The organism is Ruminococcus flavefaciens 007c, from assembly GCF_000571935.1.
GTDB classification, from domain to species: Bacteria; Bacillota; Clostridia; order Oscillospirales; family Ruminococcaceae; genus Ruminococcus; species Ruminococcus flavefaciens_F.
In genome coordinates this window covers 36,614-58,742 of the sequence record NZ_ATAX01000009.1, presented here as the reverse complement: position 1 = coordinate 58,742, position 22,129 = coordinate 36,614, and the positions used below count along the sequence as shown (strand labels likewise).

15 protein-coding genes are annotated in these 22,129 nt (G+C 44.2%); 10 read left to right on the top strand and 5 right to left on the bottom strand.

The window, feature by feature from the left end; genetic code table 11:
- Nucleotides 1–6: 6 nt before the first annotated feature.
- From RF007C_RS02995 to RF007C_RS02970, 6 genes are all read left to right on the top strand, one after another.
- Nucleotides 7–576 carry an RNA polymerase sigma factor gene (locus tag RF007C_RS02995; protein WP_037297130.1) on the top strand — a complete coding sequence of 190 codons (570 nt, stop codon included), beginning with the start codon at nucleotides 7–9 and terminating at the stop codon, nucleotides 574–576.
- Nucleotides 573–1,763, top strand: coding sequence for a hypothetical protein (locus tag RF007C_RS02990; RefSeq protein ID WP_037297128.1), 1,191 nt, complete (start codon nucleotides 573–575; stop codon nucleotides 1,761–1,763). Before RF007C_RS02995 ends, RF007C_RS02990 begins: the two co-directional genes overlap by 4 nt.
- A gap of 253 nt (nucleotides 1,764–2,016) precedes the next feature.
- Complete coding sequence (locus RF007C_RS02985) at nucleotides 2,017–2,700, top strand: response regulator transcription factor (RefSeq protein WP_037297126.1); 684 nt, start codon at nucleotides 2,017–2,019, stop codon at nucleotides 2,698–2,700.
- Nucleotides 2,700–3,851 (top strand): HAMP domain-containing sensor histidine kinase, encoded by a 1,152-nt coding sequence (locus tag RF007C_RS02980; protein ID WP_037297124.1) that lies wholly within the window; start codon nucleotides 2,700–2,702, stop codon nucleotides 3,849–3,851. The genes RF007C_RS02985 and RF007C_RS02980 overlap by 1 nt, the downstream gene beginning before the upstream one ends.
- Nucleotides 3,852–3,901: 50 nt before the next feature.
- Complete coding sequence (locus tag RF007C_RS02975) at nucleotides 3,902–4,663, top strand: ABC transporter ATP-binding protein (protein WP_037297121.1); 762 nt, start codon at nucleotides 3,902–3,904, stop codon at nucleotides 4,661–4,663.
- 10 nt (nucleotides 4,664–4,673) lie between these two features.
- On the top strand, nucleotides 4,674–7,019 hold the full coding sequence (locus tag RF007C_RS02970; protein ID WP_037297118.1) for an ABC transporter permease: 2,346 nt from the start codon (nucleotides 4,674–4,676) through the stop codon (nucleotides 7,017–7,019).
- A 266-nt stretch (nucleotides 7,020–7,285) separates the two neighbouring features.
- Here RF007C_RS02970 and RF007C_RS02965 read toward each other — a convergent pair whose 3' ends face one another.
- Nucleotides 7,286–7,906: an MBL fold metallo-hydrolase gene (locus tag RF007C_RS02965; protein ID WP_037297117.1), complete on the bottom strand. Its 621-nt coding sequence runs from the start codon at nucleotides 7,904–7,906 to the stop codon at nucleotides 7,286–7,288.
- Between the two features lie 210 nt (nucleotides 7,907–8,116).
- Between RF007C_RS02965 and RF007C_RS02960 the strand changes: the two genes are divergently transcribed.
- Entirely contained in the window at nucleotides 8,117–9,454 is a 1,338-nt protein-coding gene (locus RF007C_RS02960; RefSeq protein WP_037297153.1) for an MATE family efflux transporter, read from the top strand.
- 59 nt (nucleotides 9,455–9,513) lie between these two features.
- On the opposite strand, the gene RF007C_RS02955 is transcribed toward RF007C_RS02960, so the two are convergent.
- Entirely contained in the window at nucleotides 9,514–11,454 is a 1,941-nt protein-coding gene (locus RF007C_RS02955) for a C1 family peptidase (protein WP_037297115.1), read from the bottom strand.
- Between the two features lie 521 nt (nucleotides 11,455–11,975).
- Here RF007C_RS02955 and RF007C_RS02945 point away from each other — a divergent pair.
- Together RF007C_RS02945 and RF007C_RS02940 are read left to right on the top strand one after the other, a co-directional pair.
- On the top strand, nucleotides 11,976–13,580 hold the full coding sequence (locus RF007C_RS02945) for a leucine-rich repeat protein (protein ID WP_037297112.1): 1,605 nt from the start codon (nucleotides 11,976–11,978) through the stop codon (nucleotides 13,578–13,580).
- 79 nt (nucleotides 13,581–13,659) lie between these two features.
- Complete coding sequence (locus RF007C_RS02940; RefSeq protein WP_037297109.1) at nucleotides 13,660–15,051, top strand: leucine-rich repeat domain-containing protein; 1,392 nt, start codon at nucleotides 13,660–13,662, stop codon at nucleotides 15,049–15,051.
- A 133-nt stretch (nucleotides 15,052–15,184) separates the two neighbouring features.
- Here the strand turns inward: RF007C_RS02940 and RF007C_RS02935 are convergent, their stop codons facing one another.
- From RF007C_RS02935 to RF007C_RS02925, 3 genes are all read right to left on the bottom strand, one after another.
- Nucleotides 15,185–16,900 (bottom strand): leucine-rich repeat protein, encoded by a 1,716-nt coding sequence (locus RF007C_RS02935; RefSeq protein ID WP_037297102.1) that lies wholly within the window; start codon nucleotides 16,898–16,900, stop codon nucleotides 15,185–15,187.
- 231 nt (nucleotides 16,901–17,131) lie between these two features.
- Nucleotides 17,132–17,875 (bottom strand): hypothetical protein, encoded by a 744-nt coding sequence (locus RF007C_RS02930; RefSeq protein ID WP_037297101.1) that lies wholly within the window; start codon nucleotides 17,873–17,875, stop codon nucleotides 17,132–17,134.
- A gap of 267 nt (nucleotides 17,876–18,142) precedes the next feature.
- Nucleotides 18,143–19,603 carry a sugar transferase gene (locus RF007C_RS02925; RefSeq protein WP_037297099.1) on the bottom strand — a complete coding sequence of 487 codons (1,461 nt, stop codon included), beginning with the start codon at nucleotides 19,601–19,603 and terminating at the stop codon, nucleotides 18,143–18,145.
- Nucleotides 19,604–19,772: 169 nt separating this feature from the next.
- Here RF007C_RS02925 and RF007C_RS02920 point away from each other — a divergent pair, with 169 nt between their 5' ends.
- Entirely contained in the window at nucleotides 19,773–22,127 is a 2,355-nt protein-coding gene (locus tag RF007C_RS02920) for a glycoside hydrolase family 9 protein (protein WP_037297096.1), read from the top strand.
- Nucleotides 22,128–22,129 lie beyond the last annotated feature (2 nt).

Here is a 22,129-nt window from a genome sequence, read left to right as displayed (position 1 = left end):
AAAATAATGACGGGCGCAGAGTACAATTCACTGCTTCAGAAAACATCGGGAAAAGCTCATGAAATGCTTTTCGATGAATATTACAGCTATGTTCGTGCTATAGCGTTTAACCGTCTGCACTTTTTTACAAATGAGGACATAGAGGAATGTATCAGCGACATCTTCGCAGAGGTGTTCTTCAGTTTGAATGACGGAAATGCAACGGGTGAGCTGAAGGGCTATATCGGCACTATCGCCAAGCGCAAATGTATCGACTGCTATCGCAGACTGTCAAGAAATGCAGACAGTTCTTTCTCGATAGACGAGGAGAATGCGCCTGAGATAAGCTCGGGAGAGGATCCGGCAGCGGAAAGTGAAAGATCGGAACTCAGACGGATACTTATGGAATGTATAAAAGAACTGGGAACTCCGGATTCCATTATAATGATCCAGAAGTTCTACTACAACAAGAATTCGCAGCAGATATCCAGACTACTCTCTATGAAGCCTTCAGCCGTCAGAATGAGATGCAAACGTGCAGCAGACAAGCTGAAAGAGGCACTTGCCGTAAGAGGTATTAAGGAGGATGCATTATGAGTGAGAAGAAATTTGATATACTGAAAAATGCAAAAGATGATATTATCGAAGAGCTGATCCCTTTCTCATCTGATGATGAACAAACAAAAAAGAGGGTATTTGAAATGAGCGAAAGAAAGTTTAATAACATGATCAAGGCCGATAAAAATATAGACAGTGCCGACAGCGAGATCAGTGTTTCCGGCGTTGAGAAATACAGACGTCCTGTGTGGTATAAGCCGCTTTGTGCAGCCGCTGCATTTGTTGTCGTAGCCGGCGGTGTAGGCACATTGGGATTCATGAACAGGGGTATTCTTGCAAGAAAAGGACCTGCTGCTAAGGTCGAAGAGGAAATGACAACTGATAATATTTTAGTTACGGAAGCAGTTACGGAAGCGGTCACCGAACCTCTTACGGAAATTGCTACGGAAGCTGTTACCGAAGGCATCGAACTGATCGCTTCCGATTCGGAAGGTGTTCCGACCGAAGAGGAGATGAAGGAGATATTCAACAATTATCTCCCGGTTTATATGGATATCTACAACCTCAATACCGCAGATACTATTGATCCGACTGCCGAGACTATATCATTCTGGCAGTACGGCGGTGATGATCCCGACGGTTCATTTGATCAGAGTTTATGGCCTAATTCCAAGAAAGAGGGCACTGTGATCTATGACCATGTAACCTACTACAAGGTCAGTGATGACCGTTACAGCAATCTTGAAGAGTTCCGCAATTACTATGATAAGTATTTTGCATATAATCGTGAAGATGTTAATATCAACGGCCGCTATGTTTACTGCGATGATTTTTCCGATCATAACGTTGATGATAAAATAACGGATCCTGACAGTCCGGTCCGCAGATTTGACGTTATCGGCTACAACGGAGCTCTTTATGTTCCTGTGAAAGACGATTTAGCGCATCATCCCGAAAACTGGGACAATATAATATCCGACCGTTCCTTCAACGTCACCGAAAATTCCTTTGTCTGGGAGAGGATCAACAAGATTGAAACGGAAACGGATCCTTATATGGAGTGTTTAGACCTTGAGTTCGTAAAATGCAGCGACGGAAAATGGAGGATCTCGGATCATTCACTGATATATATGGCATACGATCCTTCAAAGGATTACAGTAAAGCCGAAAAGTCTTTGATCGACGGATTTACCCGCTATGGGGAAAGCGCTGAAGAGGCAGAATAAAAGACTTTTTTAATCATATATACAGAAAACGGGAACAGCTGGGATAAGCTGTTCTCGTTTTTGTTTTATTCTCATCCGAGCTTAACAGGCTGATAAGGCACGAAGTCCGCTGCCGGCAGCATTGCGGAATTTCTCTCTGTCAGCGGGATATATAATACTGATTCTTATGCTGTCAACTTGACAATAAACGAGTGATGTTGTATGATTTAATATAAGAATTTTAAATAGATCAAATAACGCAGGGAGGAAGAGTATGAAAAACAATATCCTTATAATAGATGATGATACCGACTTATCGTTTGTGATAACCGATATGCTTGAGGGATACGGATATAATGTGACTTCCGTAGAAAGTGCCGGACAGGCTTTTGAAATACTGTGCAGAACAAGCTTCGACCTTATACTTCTTGATATCAATCTGCCCGACTTTACAGGCTTTGAGGTATGTAAGGAGCTTCGCAGCGTATCAAATGTTCCTGTTATTTTTGCCAGCGCCAGAACCAGTGAATCCGACAGGATAACAGGCTTCGACATCGGTGGTGATGACTATCTTCCCAAGCCGTATTCCATGGCGGAACTTTTTTCACGCATAAAGGCATTGCTGCGGCGTGCTTATGGTAATGCTGAAGAACAGGAGCCGATCGTATTCGGAAATGTAAGAGTGGATATTTCTTCACGTTCAGTGACCAAGAACGGTGTTCCCGTAGCGTTGTCGCTAAAGGAGTTCGATCTGCTGGCTTGTCTCTGTGAGCATACCGGCACAGCGGTCTCAAAAGAGGATCTGTTCTCGGCCGTATGGGGAACTTTCTCTGACGTGGAGCCTTCAACACTTGCAGTGCATATACGCTGGCTGCGTGAAAAAATCGAGGACGATCCGGCTTCTCCGTGCTACATAAAGACCGTATACAAAATCGGATACAAACTGGAGGCAGAATAATGAAAAGCAGGATAATCAGCATCTCCATTTTCTTTATGTTTCTGATTACAGCCGCATCGGCGCTGTTTATATACAATGATAAGGCAGATTACATTCCTGATGCCAACGGAGGTATTATAGTCGCTGTAAACGAAGTGGAGCAGCTTATAAAAATGGGCGAAACAGAACAGGCTGCTCAGAAGGCGGCTGCATTAAAGGAAGAACTCCATGATTATTCAATGCCGGCGCCTGACAGCAATAAGGCTTTGATAATATGCATCATAGGATGTGTATTTGTGGCAGTCATCTTCGGATATGTATATTTCTCAATACTGCGTCCATTTGATAAGATGAAAAAATTTGCCGAGAAGATAGCACAGGGAAATTTCGATATCCCACTCGACTACGAGCGTTCAAATTACTTCGGAAGCTTCACGTGGGCATTCGATAGTATGCGCCGCGAGATAACAAAGGCGCGGGCATGCGAACGTGAAGCCATAGACAACAACAAGACCGTTATCGCTACGCTCTCACATGATATAAAAACTCCCGTGTCATCCATAAGAGCTTATGCCGAGGGACTTGACGCAAATCTTGACAGTTCCCCGGAAAAAAGAAGAAAATATCTGTCGGTAATAATGCGCAAGTGCGACGAGGTGTCAAAACTTACCAACGACCTTTTACTGCACTCACTTGCCGACCTTGACAAGCTGAAAATGCAGCCCGAGAGATTTGAGCTTATATCATTCATGGAAAGCTCCGTAAAAGAGATTGCTGCGGAACAGAACGATATTCATTTCATCAGTCCCGACTACACTGTCGAAGTATTTGCAGATAAGAACCGACTTATGCAGATAACCGAAAACCTGATCAACAATGCAAGAAAATACGCCCATACAGATATAACTGTATCAATTGAAAAAACGGAAAAAGCCGTTATGATAAATTTCCGCGATTCGGGTAGCGGTATCCTTGATGAAGATATGCCGTTTATATTCGAGAAATTCTACCGCGGAAAAAATACAGGCACCGAACAGGGTTCGGGACTTGGCCTATATATCGTAAAATACCTCACTGAAGCACATAACGGCGAAGTAAGCCTCAGAAATGCGGCAGGGGGAGGTCTGGAAGTAACGGTATCATTTCCGTTAAAAGCCTTAAGTACTTCTTAATAACTTTTGCTGTATAATTATAACAGTAAAAGTGAAAGGAAGCTTAAAATATGAAAAAAACAATTCTGAAATCCAGGCTGCTTTCAAAGAGTTTTGCTCACAACGGCGAACAGGTACATATATTATCAGGCGTTGACCTTGAAATATATGAAGGAGACTTCACCGTTATAATGGGAGCTTCAGGCTCGGGAAAATCCACAATGCTCTATGCTCTCAGCGGCATGGACAAGGCTACCGCAGGCTCTGTGATATACAATGAGAAAGATATCGTTAAAATGAGCGAAAAGGAGCTTGCAAAGCTGAGGTATTCAGACTTCGGATTTATTTTCCAGCAGATGCATCTTGTAAGCAATCTGTCTCTGTATGAAAATGTTGTCGTTTCGGGATATCTTAATAAAAAATGCTCGGCCTCTGAGGTGAGGAGCAGAGCGGATGAACTGATGAAAAGAATGGGGATAGATCACGTAAAGACAAATCTTCCCTCACAGGTCTCGGGCGGCGAACAGCAGAGATGTGCTATCGCACGAGCTGTTATTAATCAGCCGAAGCTTCTCTTTGCGGATGAGCCAACAGGTGCGCTCAATCGTAAAAATACTACAGAGGTACTGGACCTTCTCACAGAGATCAACCGCAGCGGTCAGAGCATACTCATGGTAACGCATGATATACGTGCAGCATTGAGAGCATCTCGTCTGCTTTATCTTTCGGACGGAAACGTTATTGGTGAGCTTGTTCTCAGACCATATGAACAGTCTGAGGAGAAGAGCCGCGAGACTCAGGTAAACGCATGGCTCAATTCCCTTGAATGGTGAGGTGAGAGGTATGGAGATACTTACCTTGCTGAAAGCAAATATACGCCGCAGGAAGGGCACGTTCATCAGCATAGTGATCCTTATGTTCATCATATCTATGGCGCTCAATCTTATATTCAGTGTCAGGAAAAGCTGTGACGACTCCCTGAACGAAGCTTATTCCTCAGCCAACAGCGCAGACATTACGGTTATGCTCAAGGACGTACTTTTTACTGACGAAATGAGACAGAAGCTTGATGATGAAGCTATCATCGACCATTATACATTAACACCTTCTGCTGTAATTTCATACGGTGTTGAATCAGAGAAAGTCAGCAACAAAAACTCATGTTTCTTTACTCCTTTGCCCAAGGGCATAAAGCTTGTGAATAAAGAGTGCAACGGCCTTGAAGAAAATATCCCTCCGCTTTCCGAGGGAGAGATATACATGAGCTACGGTTCAAAGAGCAGATATAAATGTGATATCGGTGACAAAGTGACTGCACACACCATAAGCGGAGATTACGATTTCACTGTAAAGGGATTTGTAGTTGAACCGATGTACGGAGCAATGGTCATAGGCTGGAAGTGGATGTTCGTTTCACAGAAGGATTTTGATATGATAATGGCTGAAAACTCAAAGGAAAACAGCGATGATCACTGGGGCACAGGATATTTCGTACAGCTGTACAAGTCAGACGACTGCACACTATCCGACGGGAAAATTCGCCGTCAGGTAAATCTTGACACGGATATAATCTCAAATGCGTGGGGGGCAACAACCAAAAGCGAGTCTATGCACTATACCAACATTTACCAGGATATCATACTCGGTATACTGCTCGTGTTCATACTTATACTTGCCGTAGTCGTACTTATCATTATGGGACACAGCATCTCAACGGGCATAGAAATGGATTATACCAATCTTGGCATATTAAAATCTCAGGGATTCGGCAACTTCAGGATACGGCTTTTTATAATGCTTCAGTATATCATTGCGGAAGTCATCGGAAGTGTCCTCGGAATATTCTGTGAACTGCCTCTCACGAGACTTGTAACCCGTGTTTTTGAGCCGATATCAGGCTGTATTACACAAACACATCATGCATTCGGAAAAACGTTTCTTTACCTTTTTGTGATACTTGGAGTCAGCGTCGTATTTATATATATTATCACTCATAAGGTATGCAAGGTATCACCTATACGTGCTATTTCAGGCGGCAGAAATGAAATATATTTTGACACCCGCATAAAGCTTCCCATAAGTGCAAAGCTGCTTTCTTCAACACTGGCTCTGCGTCAGTTCACATCTGCAAAAAGAAGATATTTTGCATCGGTGTTGATCGCAGCAATACTTGTGCTTTTCATGCTGATGGTCAATGCCCTCAGTGAAGCTGTAAACTCTCGTACAGCCGGAGAAAATATGGGAATGGATATAAGGGATATCGTTTTTTCCTTCGATGAGATGACACAAAAGGATAAAATAGATAAGATAGTCGAAACTGTGGAAGAACACGCTGCTATCCGAAGAAAAAATTTCTCTCTCGGCACATATATATCTGTAAACGGTGAAGAAGTATATTGCCGTATGGATATGTATCCCGAAGATATCATGACTTCAAAAGGCAGAGCACCTTTATACGACAACGAGATAGTCATTACCGAATTGTTAGCTGATGAGCTGGACATTAAACTCGGCGATACAGTAAATATTGCTAAATTCGATAACCATGAGGAATTCATCATTTCCGGAATATATATGTCCATGAGCGATATGGGCAGAGCTGCTGCCATCAATACAGATGCAGGTGAAAAGCTTGGTTTGCATAAACACACTGATCATGGCAGTATTATGCTTGAAGATGAAACAAAGGCTGAAGAGGCAAAAGCCGCTCTTGAAGAAGAATACGGCGACAGCATTAAGGTCACATTGGGAAAGGATGATGATGACGATGCAATATACGATACAGCGGTCAAGGTAATCAGGATCATAATCTATACATTTTCACTTTTCTTTGCGTTTATAGTAGTTTCAATGATGAGCTCAAAGGCCTTTACGCAGGAAAAGAATGATATCGGCATATTCAAGTCACAGGGCTTTACCACAGGCAGGCTGCGACTGCAATTTGCTGTAAGGTTTTTTATTGTTTCGGTTTTCGGAGCACTGCTCGGAACTCTTTTGGGGATGCTGTTCATGAATAAGCTGATAACAATTCTGTTAAGGGGAATAGGTGTAACAAACTTCTATACACCGCTTACTCCTGCAAGTGTTCTTGTTCCGGCAGCAGCTATCAGTATATGTTTCTTCCTGTTCGCATTTCTTGTGTCACGCAGGATAAAAAAGATCGGCATAAGACAGCTTATAACCGAATAACGAAAAATACAATATACTATCTGTTCTTATTTTGTATTTGTAAATCAGTTTTTATAAAACTGTTCTTATTCTGAGCATGAACGGGACGGTCATGACGCCGAGCCCGGCTGCTGCCGGAACACAACAGGCGACCTTGAAGCTTCTATCTCAGGAAGCGGCAGCTTCACTGTCCGGGGCATGGTTTTTATAAAGTAAACAGCAATGAATAAAGCTCCGACTGTAAAGTCGGAGCTTTTTCGGATTTAAAAGCGGATATCGGCTTGATATTATAGTTTTATAACTACTTCTATACAGCTGTCAACAGCCTTGCGGAATTTCTCTCCGTCATCGGGAGAGCCTGCGACTGTTCCGTAATGTATAGGGATAGCATACTTAGGGCGGATAGCATTAGCAAGCTCCGCCGCTTGCACCGCATCGGTAGTGAAAGTACCGCCTGCGGGAATGAGCGCAATATCACACTTTACCTGCTTGTTGTCGGGAGTTATGTCAGTATCTCCTGCAATATATATTCGTCCGTGAGCGGAACTGTCGATGATATATCCCAGCCAGCCGTTGGACTTAGGGTGGAATGGCTTGCCGATATTGTACGCAGGAACTGCTTCAAATCTTACGCCGAGGACTTCAAACTTTTCGCCAGCGGTGACCTGCTTCACGGACAGATCAAGCTCCTTCGGCTCGTTTACAGATGTGGGACAGACGATGACAGTATCGGACTTCATCACCTTGCGTATATCATCAAGGGAGTAGTGGTCGAAGTGGCTGTGAGTGATGAGAATGATATCGGCGTCGTGAGCAGCGCTGCTGATGTTGTACGGATCGGAGTATATGACCTTTCCCTCGTCAATACGGATACTGCTGTGTTCGTTTATTGTTATGAATTCAAGCATATTAAGACCTCCTGACAATGTTTTTTCCAATTATAACACACAATGGAAGAAATAGCAAGCTGGTATAACAATGCTTGACACTGTATAAAAACCGTGATATAATGGTAAAGTTAGTTCGGAGGAAAAACGTTAAACAGAGATTTAATGCCGGATAAGACCGCAGAGCTGATACGCCTGCTGTTTTGTCCGGTTTTTTGCGGAGGTATACAGATGAATAATAACAGCTTTACCGAGGGAGCTATCCTGCCCAAGCTCCTGAAATTCATGCTGCCTGTCCTGCTTGCGATGTTTTTGCAGGCTATGTATGGTGCAGTTGATCTGCTTGTAGTGGGGCAGTTCGGCACAGATGCCGATGTGTCTGCCGTTTCCACAGGCTCTCAGATACTTCATACGCTGACTAACCTTATAGTCAGCTTTTCAATGGGAATAACAGTAGCCGTCGGACAAAAGATAGGACAGAAACGTCCTGATGATGCGGCCAGGACTATAGGGACAGGTCTTATCATCTTTGCTTTAACGGGCGCAGTGTTTACACTTATAAGTGTTACAGGTGCAGGAGGACTTGCGGCAATTATGCAGGCTCCCGAGGAAGCCTTTGATCTCACAAAAAGTTATATCAGAGTATGCGGCGGCGGCTTTCTCGTTATAACGGCATACAATCTGCTGGGGAGCATCTTTCGTGGACTCGGAGATTCCAGAACACCGCTCATCGCAGTCGGCATTGCCTGTGTATTTAATGTTTTCGGTGATCTTCTGTTCGTTGCGGTATTTCATCTCGGAGCGACAGGCGCAGCTCTCGCAACTGTACTGGCACAGCTTGTCAGCGTTGTCATATCGTTCTTTATTATCAGGAAAACAAAGCTGCCCTTTGAGTTCCACAGGTTTGATCTGAAATTGGAAAGGAACTGCGCTAAAAACATTCTCCGCATCGGCACGCCCATAGCATTGCAGGATTTTCTTGTGGGGATCTCCTTTCTTGTAATACTTGCGATCGTTAATAAGATCGGCGTTACTGCTTCCGCAGGAGTAGGTGTCGCCAATAAGGTATGCGCCTTTATCATGCTGGTGCCTGCGGCGTTCATGCAGTCAATGGCAGCCTTTGTTGCACAGAATCACGGAGCAGGGTATACAGACCGTGCCGTAAAGGCTCTTAAAAGCGGTATCGCAGTATCACTTGCATTTGGTGTTGTAATGTTCTTTACTGCGTTCTTCCACGGAGACCTGCTTTCGGGACTGTTCTCCAATAAGCCCGATACTGTCGCTGCTGCGTGGGACTATCTGAAAGCCTACGCCATCGACTGTATGTTCACCTGTTTTCTGTTCTGTTTTATAGGCTTTTACAACGGTATAGAGAAAACAAAGTTTGTAATGATACAGGGCATAGTGGGAGCGTTTCTCGTGAGGATCCCTGTTGCATTCATAATGCAGCATTTCGGCGGCGGTTCGCTGTTCAGGATAGGTCTTGCCACTCCATGCTCAACGGTGGTGCAGATAATCATGTGCTTTGCGGTGTGTGCGCATTTCGTCAGGCAGGAAAAAAACGTATAAAATAATCGGGAACAGCTTATACAAGCCGTTCCCGATATTTTTTATGTGCTTTTCAGTTTTTATGAATTAAGCATTGATGCAAAATAATTGCTGTCTGTTTCGTCGATGATACCGTCGTCGTTTGAGTCAAGAAGCTCAAGCTGGAATGATGAGAACTTTTCGCCGATCTTTATATTTTTCTCATCTTCATTGGTGTCTTCGTTTAAAATATCGAAGTATTCCATTATCTTTCCGTAATCATCAGCGTTGATTTCGTGGTCGTAATTCAGGTCGCCTTTTTCAAAATTCACGCATAATGTGTATTCCAGAGATTCATTGTTGGTGAGTTCCTTCATGTAAACATCGCCGTTTTTAAATGAACACTCCGATACGATATTGCCCTTATCGTCCTTGAGGCGGATGCCCTTTACGATCGTTTTTGTGGTATGGTATTTGGAATCCGAATTGAGCTTGACTGTATAGTCTTTTCTGTTGATCTCAGAGCCGCATAATCTTGTTATATCAGTGTAGATCGGACCGCTGAATACTACAGGGGTGGAACCATAATCTGATATGATATCATTTGTTATTTTCTGAGAATGGAAGGAATAGTTATCTACACTCAGACTGTAGTAATCCTGGGAAGTTACATCAACCTCCGAGACCAGTTTTATCTCCTGCGGCGAAACATTGATTACATATGCCTCTTCAAAAGCGGGGTATCTTTGGTAAGTGCTGCCGTCATTTGTTTCCGGCGGAGCAGGGCAGTCATCAAGGGCGGATTCTTCATGTACTGCATCATACATTACCCATACAAAACCATCATTGCCCCAGTCTGTGCCCCATGAGTTTGCGATCTTGAAAGCTCCCTTCTCACCGGGATCGTCAGTATCTCCGTCATTGTTTATATCGCATTCGATAGTATCATCATAGCCTACGATCGTGAATTCGTGACCGGATCTTAATAGTCCGAATCTGTTATACTGTGTTACGTTCTGGAATACTATATGTTCATTCTTATCGTTTTTCAGGTATGTATTTCCTTCAAAATCGAGATAGTGGAAGCTGGTTGAAGTAGCTACTAATTTTCCGTGATCGAGAGCATCTTTTATATTGCTGATGAACTGATCTTCTATTTCTTTAGTATCTGTTGTATCCCAGTCTACGGTGGTGTCTTCGGTTATCAGCGCTTTTGATGCGTGATCCTGGTTAGGTGAGCATATAGACCAGCCTTCGTAGCTGTCAAGTCTCATTTTGAGGGCATTGAAGAGAGCCTGTTCATCTCTTGGAATAGCTCTGTAGGTTCTTGCTACGTGCCAGTAAAGCCCTGTCGGAACCTCGGTATAGTTGTTTCCGTAAACGGGCACATAGTATTCCTGGTCAGATGCGCTGAGGTTATTGTATTCGCTTTCGGTGATATATTCGCCTTTTCTTCTGTAGCGCTGCTTACCTCCGACCACATCGACCTTTTCAAAATCATTTTCATTGATTATTCTGTTTCCGTTTTCATCTTTGGCTGTGCTGTGCAGAAGGATGTTATTGTATGCATAATCATCCTGGGTTATATAATTGATTCTCGTTGGGTCACTGTAATATGTTCTTATATTATTCTCGTCTTTATAGAATCTCATATCAAAGCATCCGTCATAAGGCATTTCTTCAACAGTAAGAGCTCCTCTGTTCTTTAAAACACGATATGCCTTGTATTCCCATGATCCCCAGTTTTCGCCGTCGTTGATCTGAGGATAAAGAGATGCGGGAGAGTAGGTGAATTCGGTATTTGCTCTGGGATCATAATGATAAAGAGCTTTTCTCGCCTCATAGGTGAACTGATAGTATGCTGTTGTGCAAGCCACGCATGAGCCTACTCCGCCCTGATTGATTATTCCGGGGAAAAAGCTCGATGTGCTGAGGTCAGCAGATCTCGGCGATTCAGCCTGAGCTGATACAGTTGGTACGAAAGCTGCTGAAGAAGCGAGCATAGCAATTGATGTAACAAGTGCTGAGATTTTTTTGTTCATGATCATTGTCCTTTCTGTTTTTTGAGTTTTTTCTTTTTAAGGAAGCGGGGTTGTAATAATCAGATCTGATGTTTGTGCCTCCATAAAAAACAAACGGAGATGAGAAGCAATATCAGACAGGTTTTTTAAAAAATTTTTTTCGGATTGTATTTTTAAGGATAAAAATATGGTAATATTTATAATAAAATTTCGCATGGAACGTCTGTCCGTAACCGACAGAAATGCAGTGCGGCCATCTTTGTGAAAAGCCGGAGCGGTTCATCATGGGTACAGCTTACAATGGTAAAATTGCAGCTTACCTTTGTAAAACGACAACTTACCATAGTAAAATTGCAACTTACCGAAATTCTATTGACTTATATGGCTTACAAAGTATATAATAATGCAAAAGAAAGAAACAAAGCGGATCACCTGTACAGGAGCACAATACATTCTAATAAAATTATTACGTTCACCGGCTGCTTCCTGAGCAAGGAAGTTCACAGCAGGAAATAAAAAACAATTTTCAGGAGGATTTATACATGAAAAACAGAAGACTAATCTCATTTATGACAGCAGCACTGACAGGTATTTCAGTTACTGCACTTCCAATTGTATGTTCAGGTTCCGCAGGCATCACCGCCAGCGCGGAAGAGGGCCTTGGCAACTATATCATAAAAAGATATCCCACGGACGTTGCAGGAGAATTAATGGTTATCGGCTATTACGAGAACTCCGATGAAGCTTATTTTGTAAGGTATGCAGGCTACGGACGTTCTTTCACAGTTCCTGATGAGATCGATGGCAGAACGATAACAGAGCTTGATGCGAATGCCTTTAGTAATAAGTCGGATCTGCGTTCCGTTACACTGCCCGATACGATCAAGGTCATTGGCGACTGTGCATTTATGAATACACCTATTGAGAGTATTTCGCTGCCAGATTCCCTTGAATATATCGAAGACCGTGCCTTTGAAAATTCAGGGCTGAAGAGTATTACGATCCCTTCAGGTGTGAAAACAATTAAAGAAAAGGCATTCAATAATTGCAGATCTCTGAAATCTGTCACCATTGAGGGCGATACCGTACTTGAAAAAGACGCATTTGCAAACTGCCCTTATCTGGAAAGCGTTCAGATCGCAGACGGCTGTAAAAACGCCGACGGCGTTGCAGCATTCAGGAATGATTTAAGCCTTGTAAACGTAAATGGTGAGCCCGCATATACTTTGCAGTCTGTTTCTGCGACTGTAAAACGTCCTGTACTGAACAGCAATATTTACAATGTTATTAAGGATGTTTTCTCAAGCAGTACCAACGTTAAATTTGTGGATCAATACTGTTCGGATTACTGCAAATATGTTGTAGGCACCGAAACAGCAGGATGGATGAATGATGCACTGAAGGCACGCCAGCTCCATGACTGGGTTATCCGCCATTGTGAGTTTGAAGACTACGAGGACGGCGAGAAGTTCATGGATCTTGACAACCACGTTGCATCGTCGGTATTCCTCAGTGCAGGCGTGAACGCAAGAGGAGAAGGCGTCGGCGAAAGTGTCTGTGTCGGCTATGCCAAGGCTTACACCATGCTGCTTTCTACTGCGAACATAGAGTCATATGTCATAGGCGGCAGTCCCTGTATCGACAAGGGCGGACGCGCATGGAATGCAGTCAAGATCGACGGCAGCTACTATCAGTGTGATGTTCTTGCTGACGATACAGACGGCACAGTTGGTGATTACGGCACATACTACGTAAATTTCCTGAAGAATGATAATGATATGAAGAATCTTCATAATTGCAAATACGGTGCTACAAAGATGTATGATGATGCCAAGGACCACCCGCTTCTTACCAAATACAGCGGATCGGTACTGACACAGATCGGACAGTGCGCCCAGTCATATAAGGACGCTAATCACGACGGCATCCTTGACTACGACTATAACCTAAGCGGCAAGTGGCTTCAGTACGACTTCCTGAGAGACCTTTACGCATACAACTTCATGAATCAGTATATATATCCCGGCAAATCAATGGAAGAGATGAACGACATTATGGACGAGACGCTTTATTTCTGGTTCTATCAGCAGCACACTTCCTTTGAAGGATTCATTGACGGCTATTACGGAACAACTCCCAGCAATTAAGCTTTCGCTGAGCTTATAGATAAATTTGCGGAAATCATCACTGTATTATTTTTAAAAACTGTTTAAGGAGGAATTACATATGAAACGCAATAAAGCTTTCTCATTTCTTACCGCAGCATTTCTCGGCGCTTCTTTATCGGTCATACCCGGAGGCCTTACCGCAAAGGCAGCTTCAGGCTACTGCACTGTCAACAATATCAGGTATTACTATGATACGGAGACAGGACAGGCAAGGATATCCGGTTATTACGGTTCTGGCGGAGCACTGACTATCCCGTCCACAGTTGTAATACCTTCTCTGAATGAAGAGGTGTCCGTTACTAAGATCTCACATGGTGCTTTTCACAATGCGCCGTTAACGTCTGTTACCATACCTGCAAGCATTACATATGTTGATCAGGAGGCGTTCAGACATTGTACCGCTATGACATCGCTGACCATTCTCGGCGCGACAGAGATCACTCCGAATTCATTTACTGACTGTACTGCGCTGGCACACGTACAGCTCTCCGACAGCTCATGGACGAGCAGCAGGTATACTTATCCGGCATTTAATAACTGCCCTGCACTCTATGATGTCAACGGCAAGCAGGCGCTGCAGTATGTGACAGACAGCAGCGGTGTACGCAAGCCCGTTATTAATCCTGCCATTGAAACAGCTGTCCGCAATCATTTCAGCAGAAGCGTCAATGTGGGATTTGTGAATGACTACTGCACGGATCTCTGCAAATATATCGTAAAGACAGAGACCGACTCCGATCCCGATCAGCCGGGAAGCGGCTGGATGAACGATGCTCTGAAGGCACGTCAGCTGCATGACTGGCTGGTGCGTCACTGCGAATACGAAGACAAACTTAACGGAGAGACGAATAATGATCCCGAGAATCATATGGCTTCATCGGTATTTCTCAGCTATGCAATAAATGTCCGCGGAGACGGCGTAGGTGAGACGGTATGTGACGGCTTTGCAAAGGCATATACCATGCTTCTTTCCACAGCAGGCATAGAATCATATCACATCGGTCACAGCTTTCACGCCTGGAATCTGGTCAAGATAGACGGCAAATTCTATCACGTTGATGTTACCAATGACAACTCTTATGCAGGAGCTAATCCGCCGCAGGATAAGACCCATTATACCTACTTCCTGAAAAAGTCTCTTCACGGCGGAAATATCGTACAGAATCATCCGACCGATCATCCGCTTCTCATGGTTTACAACAATGATGTCAATGATGAGATCGCAAATTGTCCCGAGACCTACAGCGATGCAAACGGAGACGGCATACTGGATTATGACTTCGATCTGGACGGTACCGCGGGCGGAACGGACTACTGGGAGGATATGCTTGCACGTCAGATGCTTTGCGGACAGCAGCAGTGGAACTTCGGTTACAACACCGACATCAACGGAAAGCTCTCAGAGGTGCTTTACAGGCTGCATCAGCAGCACCATGGCTTCTGGGGCTGATCGTGCACAGATGCTTCGGCAGAGCAAGACAGCCGCACTTGAAACTTTTTGTCCTGTCAGGATAGTGTTGCATAAAAAAGGGACTTTCCATATTCGGAAAGTCCCTTTTGTTTCAGTTGTTAATGTATGCCGATCAATAAAGGTGATACTGCTGTATAAGTGTAACAGTATCTGACATATCGATTGTGCCGTCAAGGTTTGCATCTGCATATACTTTGTCTGTTGGGGCAATATTTTCAAGACCTAAAAGGTATCTCTGGATAAAGTTTATGTCATCTTTATCGATATCTCCGTCCCTATCTGCATCACCTACAGAATATGGGCATTCAGGCAGAGGAATTGAAGAGACATCAGGGAGCCTTGAATTGTTGGCGGTTTCAAGGTGCCATGTTCTATGGCCATCGGCACTGAATACAGAATCTGATTTAAGGAAATAATTGTAGCTATTTGTATAATCATCCCATGTTGCATCAATATGGAAATAATGGCCATCAATTTTGGCCATGTTCCACAAATGACCGTTGTTGTCCGCAGTATATGCTTCAATGCCTGCTTCATTCAGAAGTAATGCCAATCCTTGGGCATAACCTTCACAAATTGCTTTATCGCCCATAAAAACTGATGAATCTATAGCCTCTTTGCCTGTATGAGCTGGGTTTCCTTCTTCATCAAATGCATATTCAACTTTGTTGCACACCCAATCATGTAAGGCTTTGGCTTTCTGAGCATCTGTCTGCTGAGAATTTGTATTGGTTTTGACAATGTATTTTATATCTGCTTTAAGAAACTCTTCATAGAATCCCGGACGATCAGCGTCTGTTATGTCAAAGTTTTCATAAATAAAATCAGAATATTTGGAATTGAAATAAGGTTCAGCAATAGGACTGTACCTTTTGCTTCTGTATAAAACAACAGATTCATTGTTTATTTTTGTAAGATTAGGAGTATTTTTTAATGAATGATTCAATATCAAAGATTCAAATACACTAATACCTGAAATATTAATATTGTTAAGTGAAGTACAGCCGTCAAATATGGCTTCACCAAAATCGGTTACAGAAGAAGGTATCGATACTGATTGAATACTTGTACAGTCTTTAAATGCGTTTTTTTCTAAAGAATAAACAGATGAAGGTATAGTTACTGATTTGAGTTTGACACAGCCATCAAATGTACCTCCTCCAAGTCTTTTTAAGGAATTGGGAAGAGTTACTGTTTCAAGGCTTGAGCAGCCCTTGAAAGTGTCCCATGTCAAAGTAAAACCATTCTGAAGATATGCAGACTTGAGGTTTTTGCAGTCTTCAAAAACAGCGCTTCCCATATCATTAAGCGATGATGCTGAAAAAGAAGTGATTCCCGATCCCCAGAATGCACGGAATTTGATGTCTTTAACAGTTGAAGGGATAGTGACAGATCTTAAACTCTTGGTATCCTTGAATGCGCAGTTCCAGATAGTAGTCAGTCCGCTTGGGAGAGACACGGATTCAAGATTTGTTGCGCCCCAGAAACAACAGTAAGGGAGTTCTGTTATGCCCTTTGGGATTGTTACAGACCTGATAGTGGTATTATCCTTAAATAAGTTATCTCCTAATGCAGAAACAGTCTTGTTATTGATGGAGCTTGGTACAGTTACATATGAAGCTCCACCGGTATACCTGGTAAGTTTTACTGTTCCGTTGCTGAGAACTGAATAATCCCAGCCGTTTGAATTTGCTGCTTCTGCTGAAAGTGTGTTTGCAGGTATAATATTTCTTATTATACTTGATTCAGCTGATGTTGCTCCTGCGGTTATGATCGAAAGTGCCATAACAGATGCAATGAACTTTTTGTTTTTTTTGCTTGAACTCATGTTTTTTCTCCTTATGAAATATATATTTTGTAATATTGCACACGGTGCAATATACCATTAGTATACCATAATGTTATAAAATTGTCAAGCTTGGAGGGCAGAGCGGATATTTGAGAAAAAGGCATAGCTACGCCTTTCAGCTTCGCGAATACGGACTGACAGGCAGGGGATAAAGACAAAAAAACAAAAGGACCTTCTGCAAAAGAAAGGTCCTTTCTGATCGTAAAGAGATTACTTTTTCTTTAAATATGTGCTGATAGATGTGATCTGAGAGTTGTTTGTGCTGTTGTAAGCATAGATGCTCAGAATCATTGAAGCATCAGAAGCGTCGAGAAGTTTGTCGCTGTTTACGTCAAGGCGCATAATATCGTCCTTGTATGTAGCCGCATCGCTCTTGAGCTTTGCTACCTGAGATGTGAGAGATGCCTTATCTGCGGTAAGAGTTGCTTTTTCTGAAGTAAGGGTTGCCTTTTCAGAAGTAAGAGTGGAATTTGTCTTTTTAAGATTTGTATTTTCTGTGGTGAGTGAAGAATTTGTCTTTTTAAGATTTGCATTTTCTGTGCTGAGTGAAGAGTTTGTTTTCTGAACACTTGAAAGCTGATCCTGAAGATCTACTATCTTACGGTTTGCGCTTGCCAGCTGATCTTCATAGTCGTTTATAACTTGTTTGCGCTGATTATCTCTTACGTCAATTTCTTCCATTAAATTAGCTCTTTCACGCTGCCAGGAATTCTGCATATCATCCATTTCATACTGATACTGTATCATACGTCTTTCTGCTTCGGCCAGTTCTGCTTTAAGATCTTTGACCTGAGCCTGAAGTGATTTTATCTTTTCATCTGTCTTAGAATCTTCAACATTGTTGTAAGAAGAGATCTCGGGATTAACAACAGCTGCGTTTGCAACAAACATATTTGTTCCCGCACTAAGGCAAGCTGCTGCCAGTAATACAGATATTGATTTTCTAACGTTCATTATAATTCCTCCAATGCATTATAAAAAAATTTACACGCTATTATAACATACCTTTTATCCGACATCAAGTCAAATTACGGTAATATACTTGTGGGAGACAAAAAACGTCATATGCAACAATAACGTTGAAAAACTTTGTCTGCCCTATATATAATTATATAACTATTTGTATAATATGTGCTGTATATTCCGCTTTATAAAGTCCGTTCTCCCCAGATATTGCGGTAATACACGGTAAAAATAAAGGGCTTCCGCATGAGAAGACCTTTATTCCGCACCGCTGCCCCTGAATACTACGGCAACGGTCTTTAGTATTATTTTTGCATCGAGAAGCAGGCTCTGGTTTTCGATATATTCGCGGTCGAGCCTTACTACCTCCTCAAAGTCGGTTATGCGGCTCCTTCCGCTTACCTGCCAGAGTCCCGTAAGTCCGGGCTTAATGCTCATTCTTATCCTGTGGCCGAGGTCGTACTTCTCCCATTCGTCGAGAGTAGGCGGCCTTGTGCCCACAAGGCTCATATTTCCCTTCAGGACGTTGTAGAACTGCGGCAGCTCATCAATGGAATGGCGGCGGATAAAGTTTCCGATACCTTTGGGACGGCCGTGCCTGTCCTTTTTTTCGCTGCCTATTATTCTCGGATCGTCGTCCATTTTGAACATCATGCCGTTTTCGATCTTGTTCTTTTCCATGAGCTCCTGCTTGCGCTTTTCCGCGTCCATATACATACTGCGGAACTTATACATCAGAAAAACCTTTCCGTTCTGTCCTACGCGCTTCTGGGCGAAGAATATAGGTCCCGGGGACTTGATGTATATTACGGGAGCAAGGAATATGAACACTATCAGCGTTATTATACAGCCTATAAGGCCTCCTATAATATCTGCCAGTCGCTTTACAGCCTGTTCTCCTGCGGGAGCTATTGAAACGCTGCTTGAGAGCACCCTGTACGGTCCAAGTCTGCGCATTTCGGCTATGGGCCATCTTCCGTCTGTGATGGGGGTTATGGAGTAATTTACGGTGATACCCATGCGGAAAAGGTTATCCATGAGCTCTGAGGGGAAGGACATATTGTCCGACTGGAGCAGGAAAACCTCGTCTACCCAGCCATGGCTGAGCTTTGATAGGGTATCGCTGTTCAGCGAGTACAGCGGGACATCTCCGAGCTTTTCATCCTTGTGGTGTTCGCTGTCGGTGACGATAACGCCTGAGATGAAGTAGCTGCTGTGCTTGGGATCGCTCATAAGAGCTCTGAGAGCGTTCTCTGCGGTATCGCAGGTGGTAATGAGCACTACTGAACGGCGGTTCTGTCTGTATTTGCTTGAATTGAAAACGCGGAGCTTGTTGAGCTGTCTCAGGATATAGTCCGCGATGGTATAGGTAACGGACGTAAATCCCAGCTGAAGACGGGAAGCGGTGGTGGATTGCTTTACTGCGAAGAGGTAAATCAGCGCCAGTATCATTATCGTCGCTATGTATTTGAATACCGCCCAGGCTTCTTCCAGCTTGCCGCGCCGAAGGATGCCGTTGTAGTTATTGGTGAACACTATCACAAGCAGCTGGCTCGTAGTGAGTATGACCGCCTGGTACTGGAAGGAGTCGATGCTGTAAGGGTTTTCAAAGGGCATATGCAGCCAGTAGCTGACAATGAAGCAGAGCTGCAGACAAAGCAGGTCTATAACGATGAAATCGCCGTGCTTCAGCCCTTCCTTTAAGGTCTTGTTTCCCACGAAGCACCTCCGTGATATTTATTTGTTTATAATTATTATAAACTATATGCAGTCACCTGTCAAGCCTTGGAGACAAGGCAATAACCGCAAATTATGAGTTGACAAATGTCCTTCCGTGATGTACAATTCCAGTAGAGGAATATTATTCTTTACGGAAAGGAATGAGATAATGAAAATAATAAAAAAGGCGTCTGCCGCAGCGGCTGCCGTACTGACCGCACTGACCTGTTCTGCGGCTGTTTTCCCTGTACAGGCAAAGACGACTCCATATGTTGTCGATTATGAGGAAACAGACAACAACTGGGCAAAGGTGCTTCAGTACACCCTGCATTTTTACGATGCGAATATGTGCGGCACAGACGTAACGGGCAAGAGCAAATTCAGCTGGCGCGGAAACTGCCATGTCTACGATGCTAAGGTACCCATGCATCCCATTGATGAAAAGCACAGCGGCGTGAATATGTCCGAGAGCTTCATGGCAGAGAACAAGGACATACTTGATCCCGACGGTGACGGATGTATAGACGTTTCAGGCGGCTACCATGATGCAGGCGACCATGTCAAATTCGGACTCCCGGAGGCTTATGCCGCTTCTGTGGTATCCTGGGGCTATTACGAGTTCCGCAGGGCTTACGAGGAGACAGGGGAGAGAGAGCATATAGAGACTATATGCCGCCATTTCTGCGATTACTTTATGAAGTGTACCTTCCGCGACAAGAGCGGAAAGGTAGTTGCCTTCTGCTATCAGGTGGGCGACGGCTCTGTGGATCACAGCTACTGGCAGTCTCCCGAGATCGATGCCATGGGACGTCCTGCATTCTTTGCCACGGCGGATCTGCCGACCACCGACGATGTGTCTGAGAGTGCCGCTACTCTGGCCATAAACTATTACAACTTCAAGGACACCGATCCCGAATACGCCGAGAAGTGTCTCGATTACGCAAAGGCGCTCTTTGATTTTGCCAATAAAAACGACAAGGCAGTAGGCCCTTCAGGTGAAGGCCCCATGGGCTTCTACTCATCGTCGAAATGGGAGGACGATTTCTGCTTTTCAGCAGGCTGGCTCTACCTTATAACCCGCGATCATGACTATCTTGCAGCCTGCGAGAAGTACATAGACTATTACGCTCCTCCGGGATATGTTCTCTGCTGGAACGATATGTGGAACGGCGTGGGCATAGTGTTCGGACGTATTCAGGATATATACCCCGAGGTATGTGAGGAGACAAGAGCTGCCATAGGCAGGGGAAAGTACGAGGTGCTCGACTTCTGGGAAATGGAAGCTAAGGCACTGAATACCGTTATGGAAAAGAAGATGACTCCTGCGGGCTATTTCCACCTTGACACCTGGGGAAGCGCCAGATACAATACTGCGGTGCAGTTCACAGCCCTTGTCTATGACAAGTATCAGAACGGCGTAGACCGCTATAATGACAAGAATCCTGATTATACATTCACCGACTGGGCAATAGGCCAGATGGAATACATCATAGGAGATAATCCTCTTGGCAGGAGCTACATCGTAGGCTACGGCGATAACTGCGTAAAGCATCCTCATCACCGTGCAGCTTCGGGACTTACCATGGCTGAGGATCCCGCTCCCCATAAGCACGTGCTCTACGGCGCTCTTGCAGGCGGTCCCGACGAAAACGACCAGCACAACGATGTCACCAATGACTGGACTTACAACGAGGTCACCATCGACTATAATGCCGCCGTGGTGGGAGCTGCCGCAGGTATGTACCTTGCCAAGAACGACGGTACAATGAAGCCCGAGGAGAACTTCCCTCCCGCAGAAAAGACAGATGATACACAACTGTTTTCGGGAGATGATTTCTGGGCGGCAGGCTACTGCTCCGACGCTCCCGAGGCTACGGGCGCAGGAGTTACAAAGCTGACATTCTTCGTGAATACCGACTCTATTGAGCCCCATGAGGATATTTCCATACGCTATTATTTCAGCATTGAGGAATTCAACAAGAAGGAGATCCCCGGCAGCTTTGTATTGCAGAAGACCTACGATCAGGTAGAGACCGAGGTCGCAGGCAAGGCAGCAGTGCTTTCAAAGCCTGTGCAGTACAAGGATGATATATATTATATCGAGATCTCATGGCCTGATTATGCCATTGCCAATTCCAACAAGAAGTATCAGCTCATCATCGGAAACTATTTCGGCGAGAACTGGGACTCCACCAATGACTGGAGCAAGAAGGGCATGACCGATCTCACCAAGGAGGGCGAGGACTACGATAATATCGTAGGCGGCGTAGAGTTTGCAAAGCGCTGCGACAACGTGTGCGTATACGCTGACGGAAAGCTCATCGGCGGCACAGAGCCCGACGGCACAAAGCCTTCAAAGGTATACAAGGTTGCGCAGCTTGTAAGACTGAGAAGGATGCTTCTGGGCAAGGAAGCATTCAGCTCTGAGGAGGCGGCAATGCAGTTCGACTTCAATGCCGACGGAAATGTTGACGTCCATGACGAGGTCGAGCTGAGAAAGCTCCTTGTGGCACCGGCAAAGTAAAG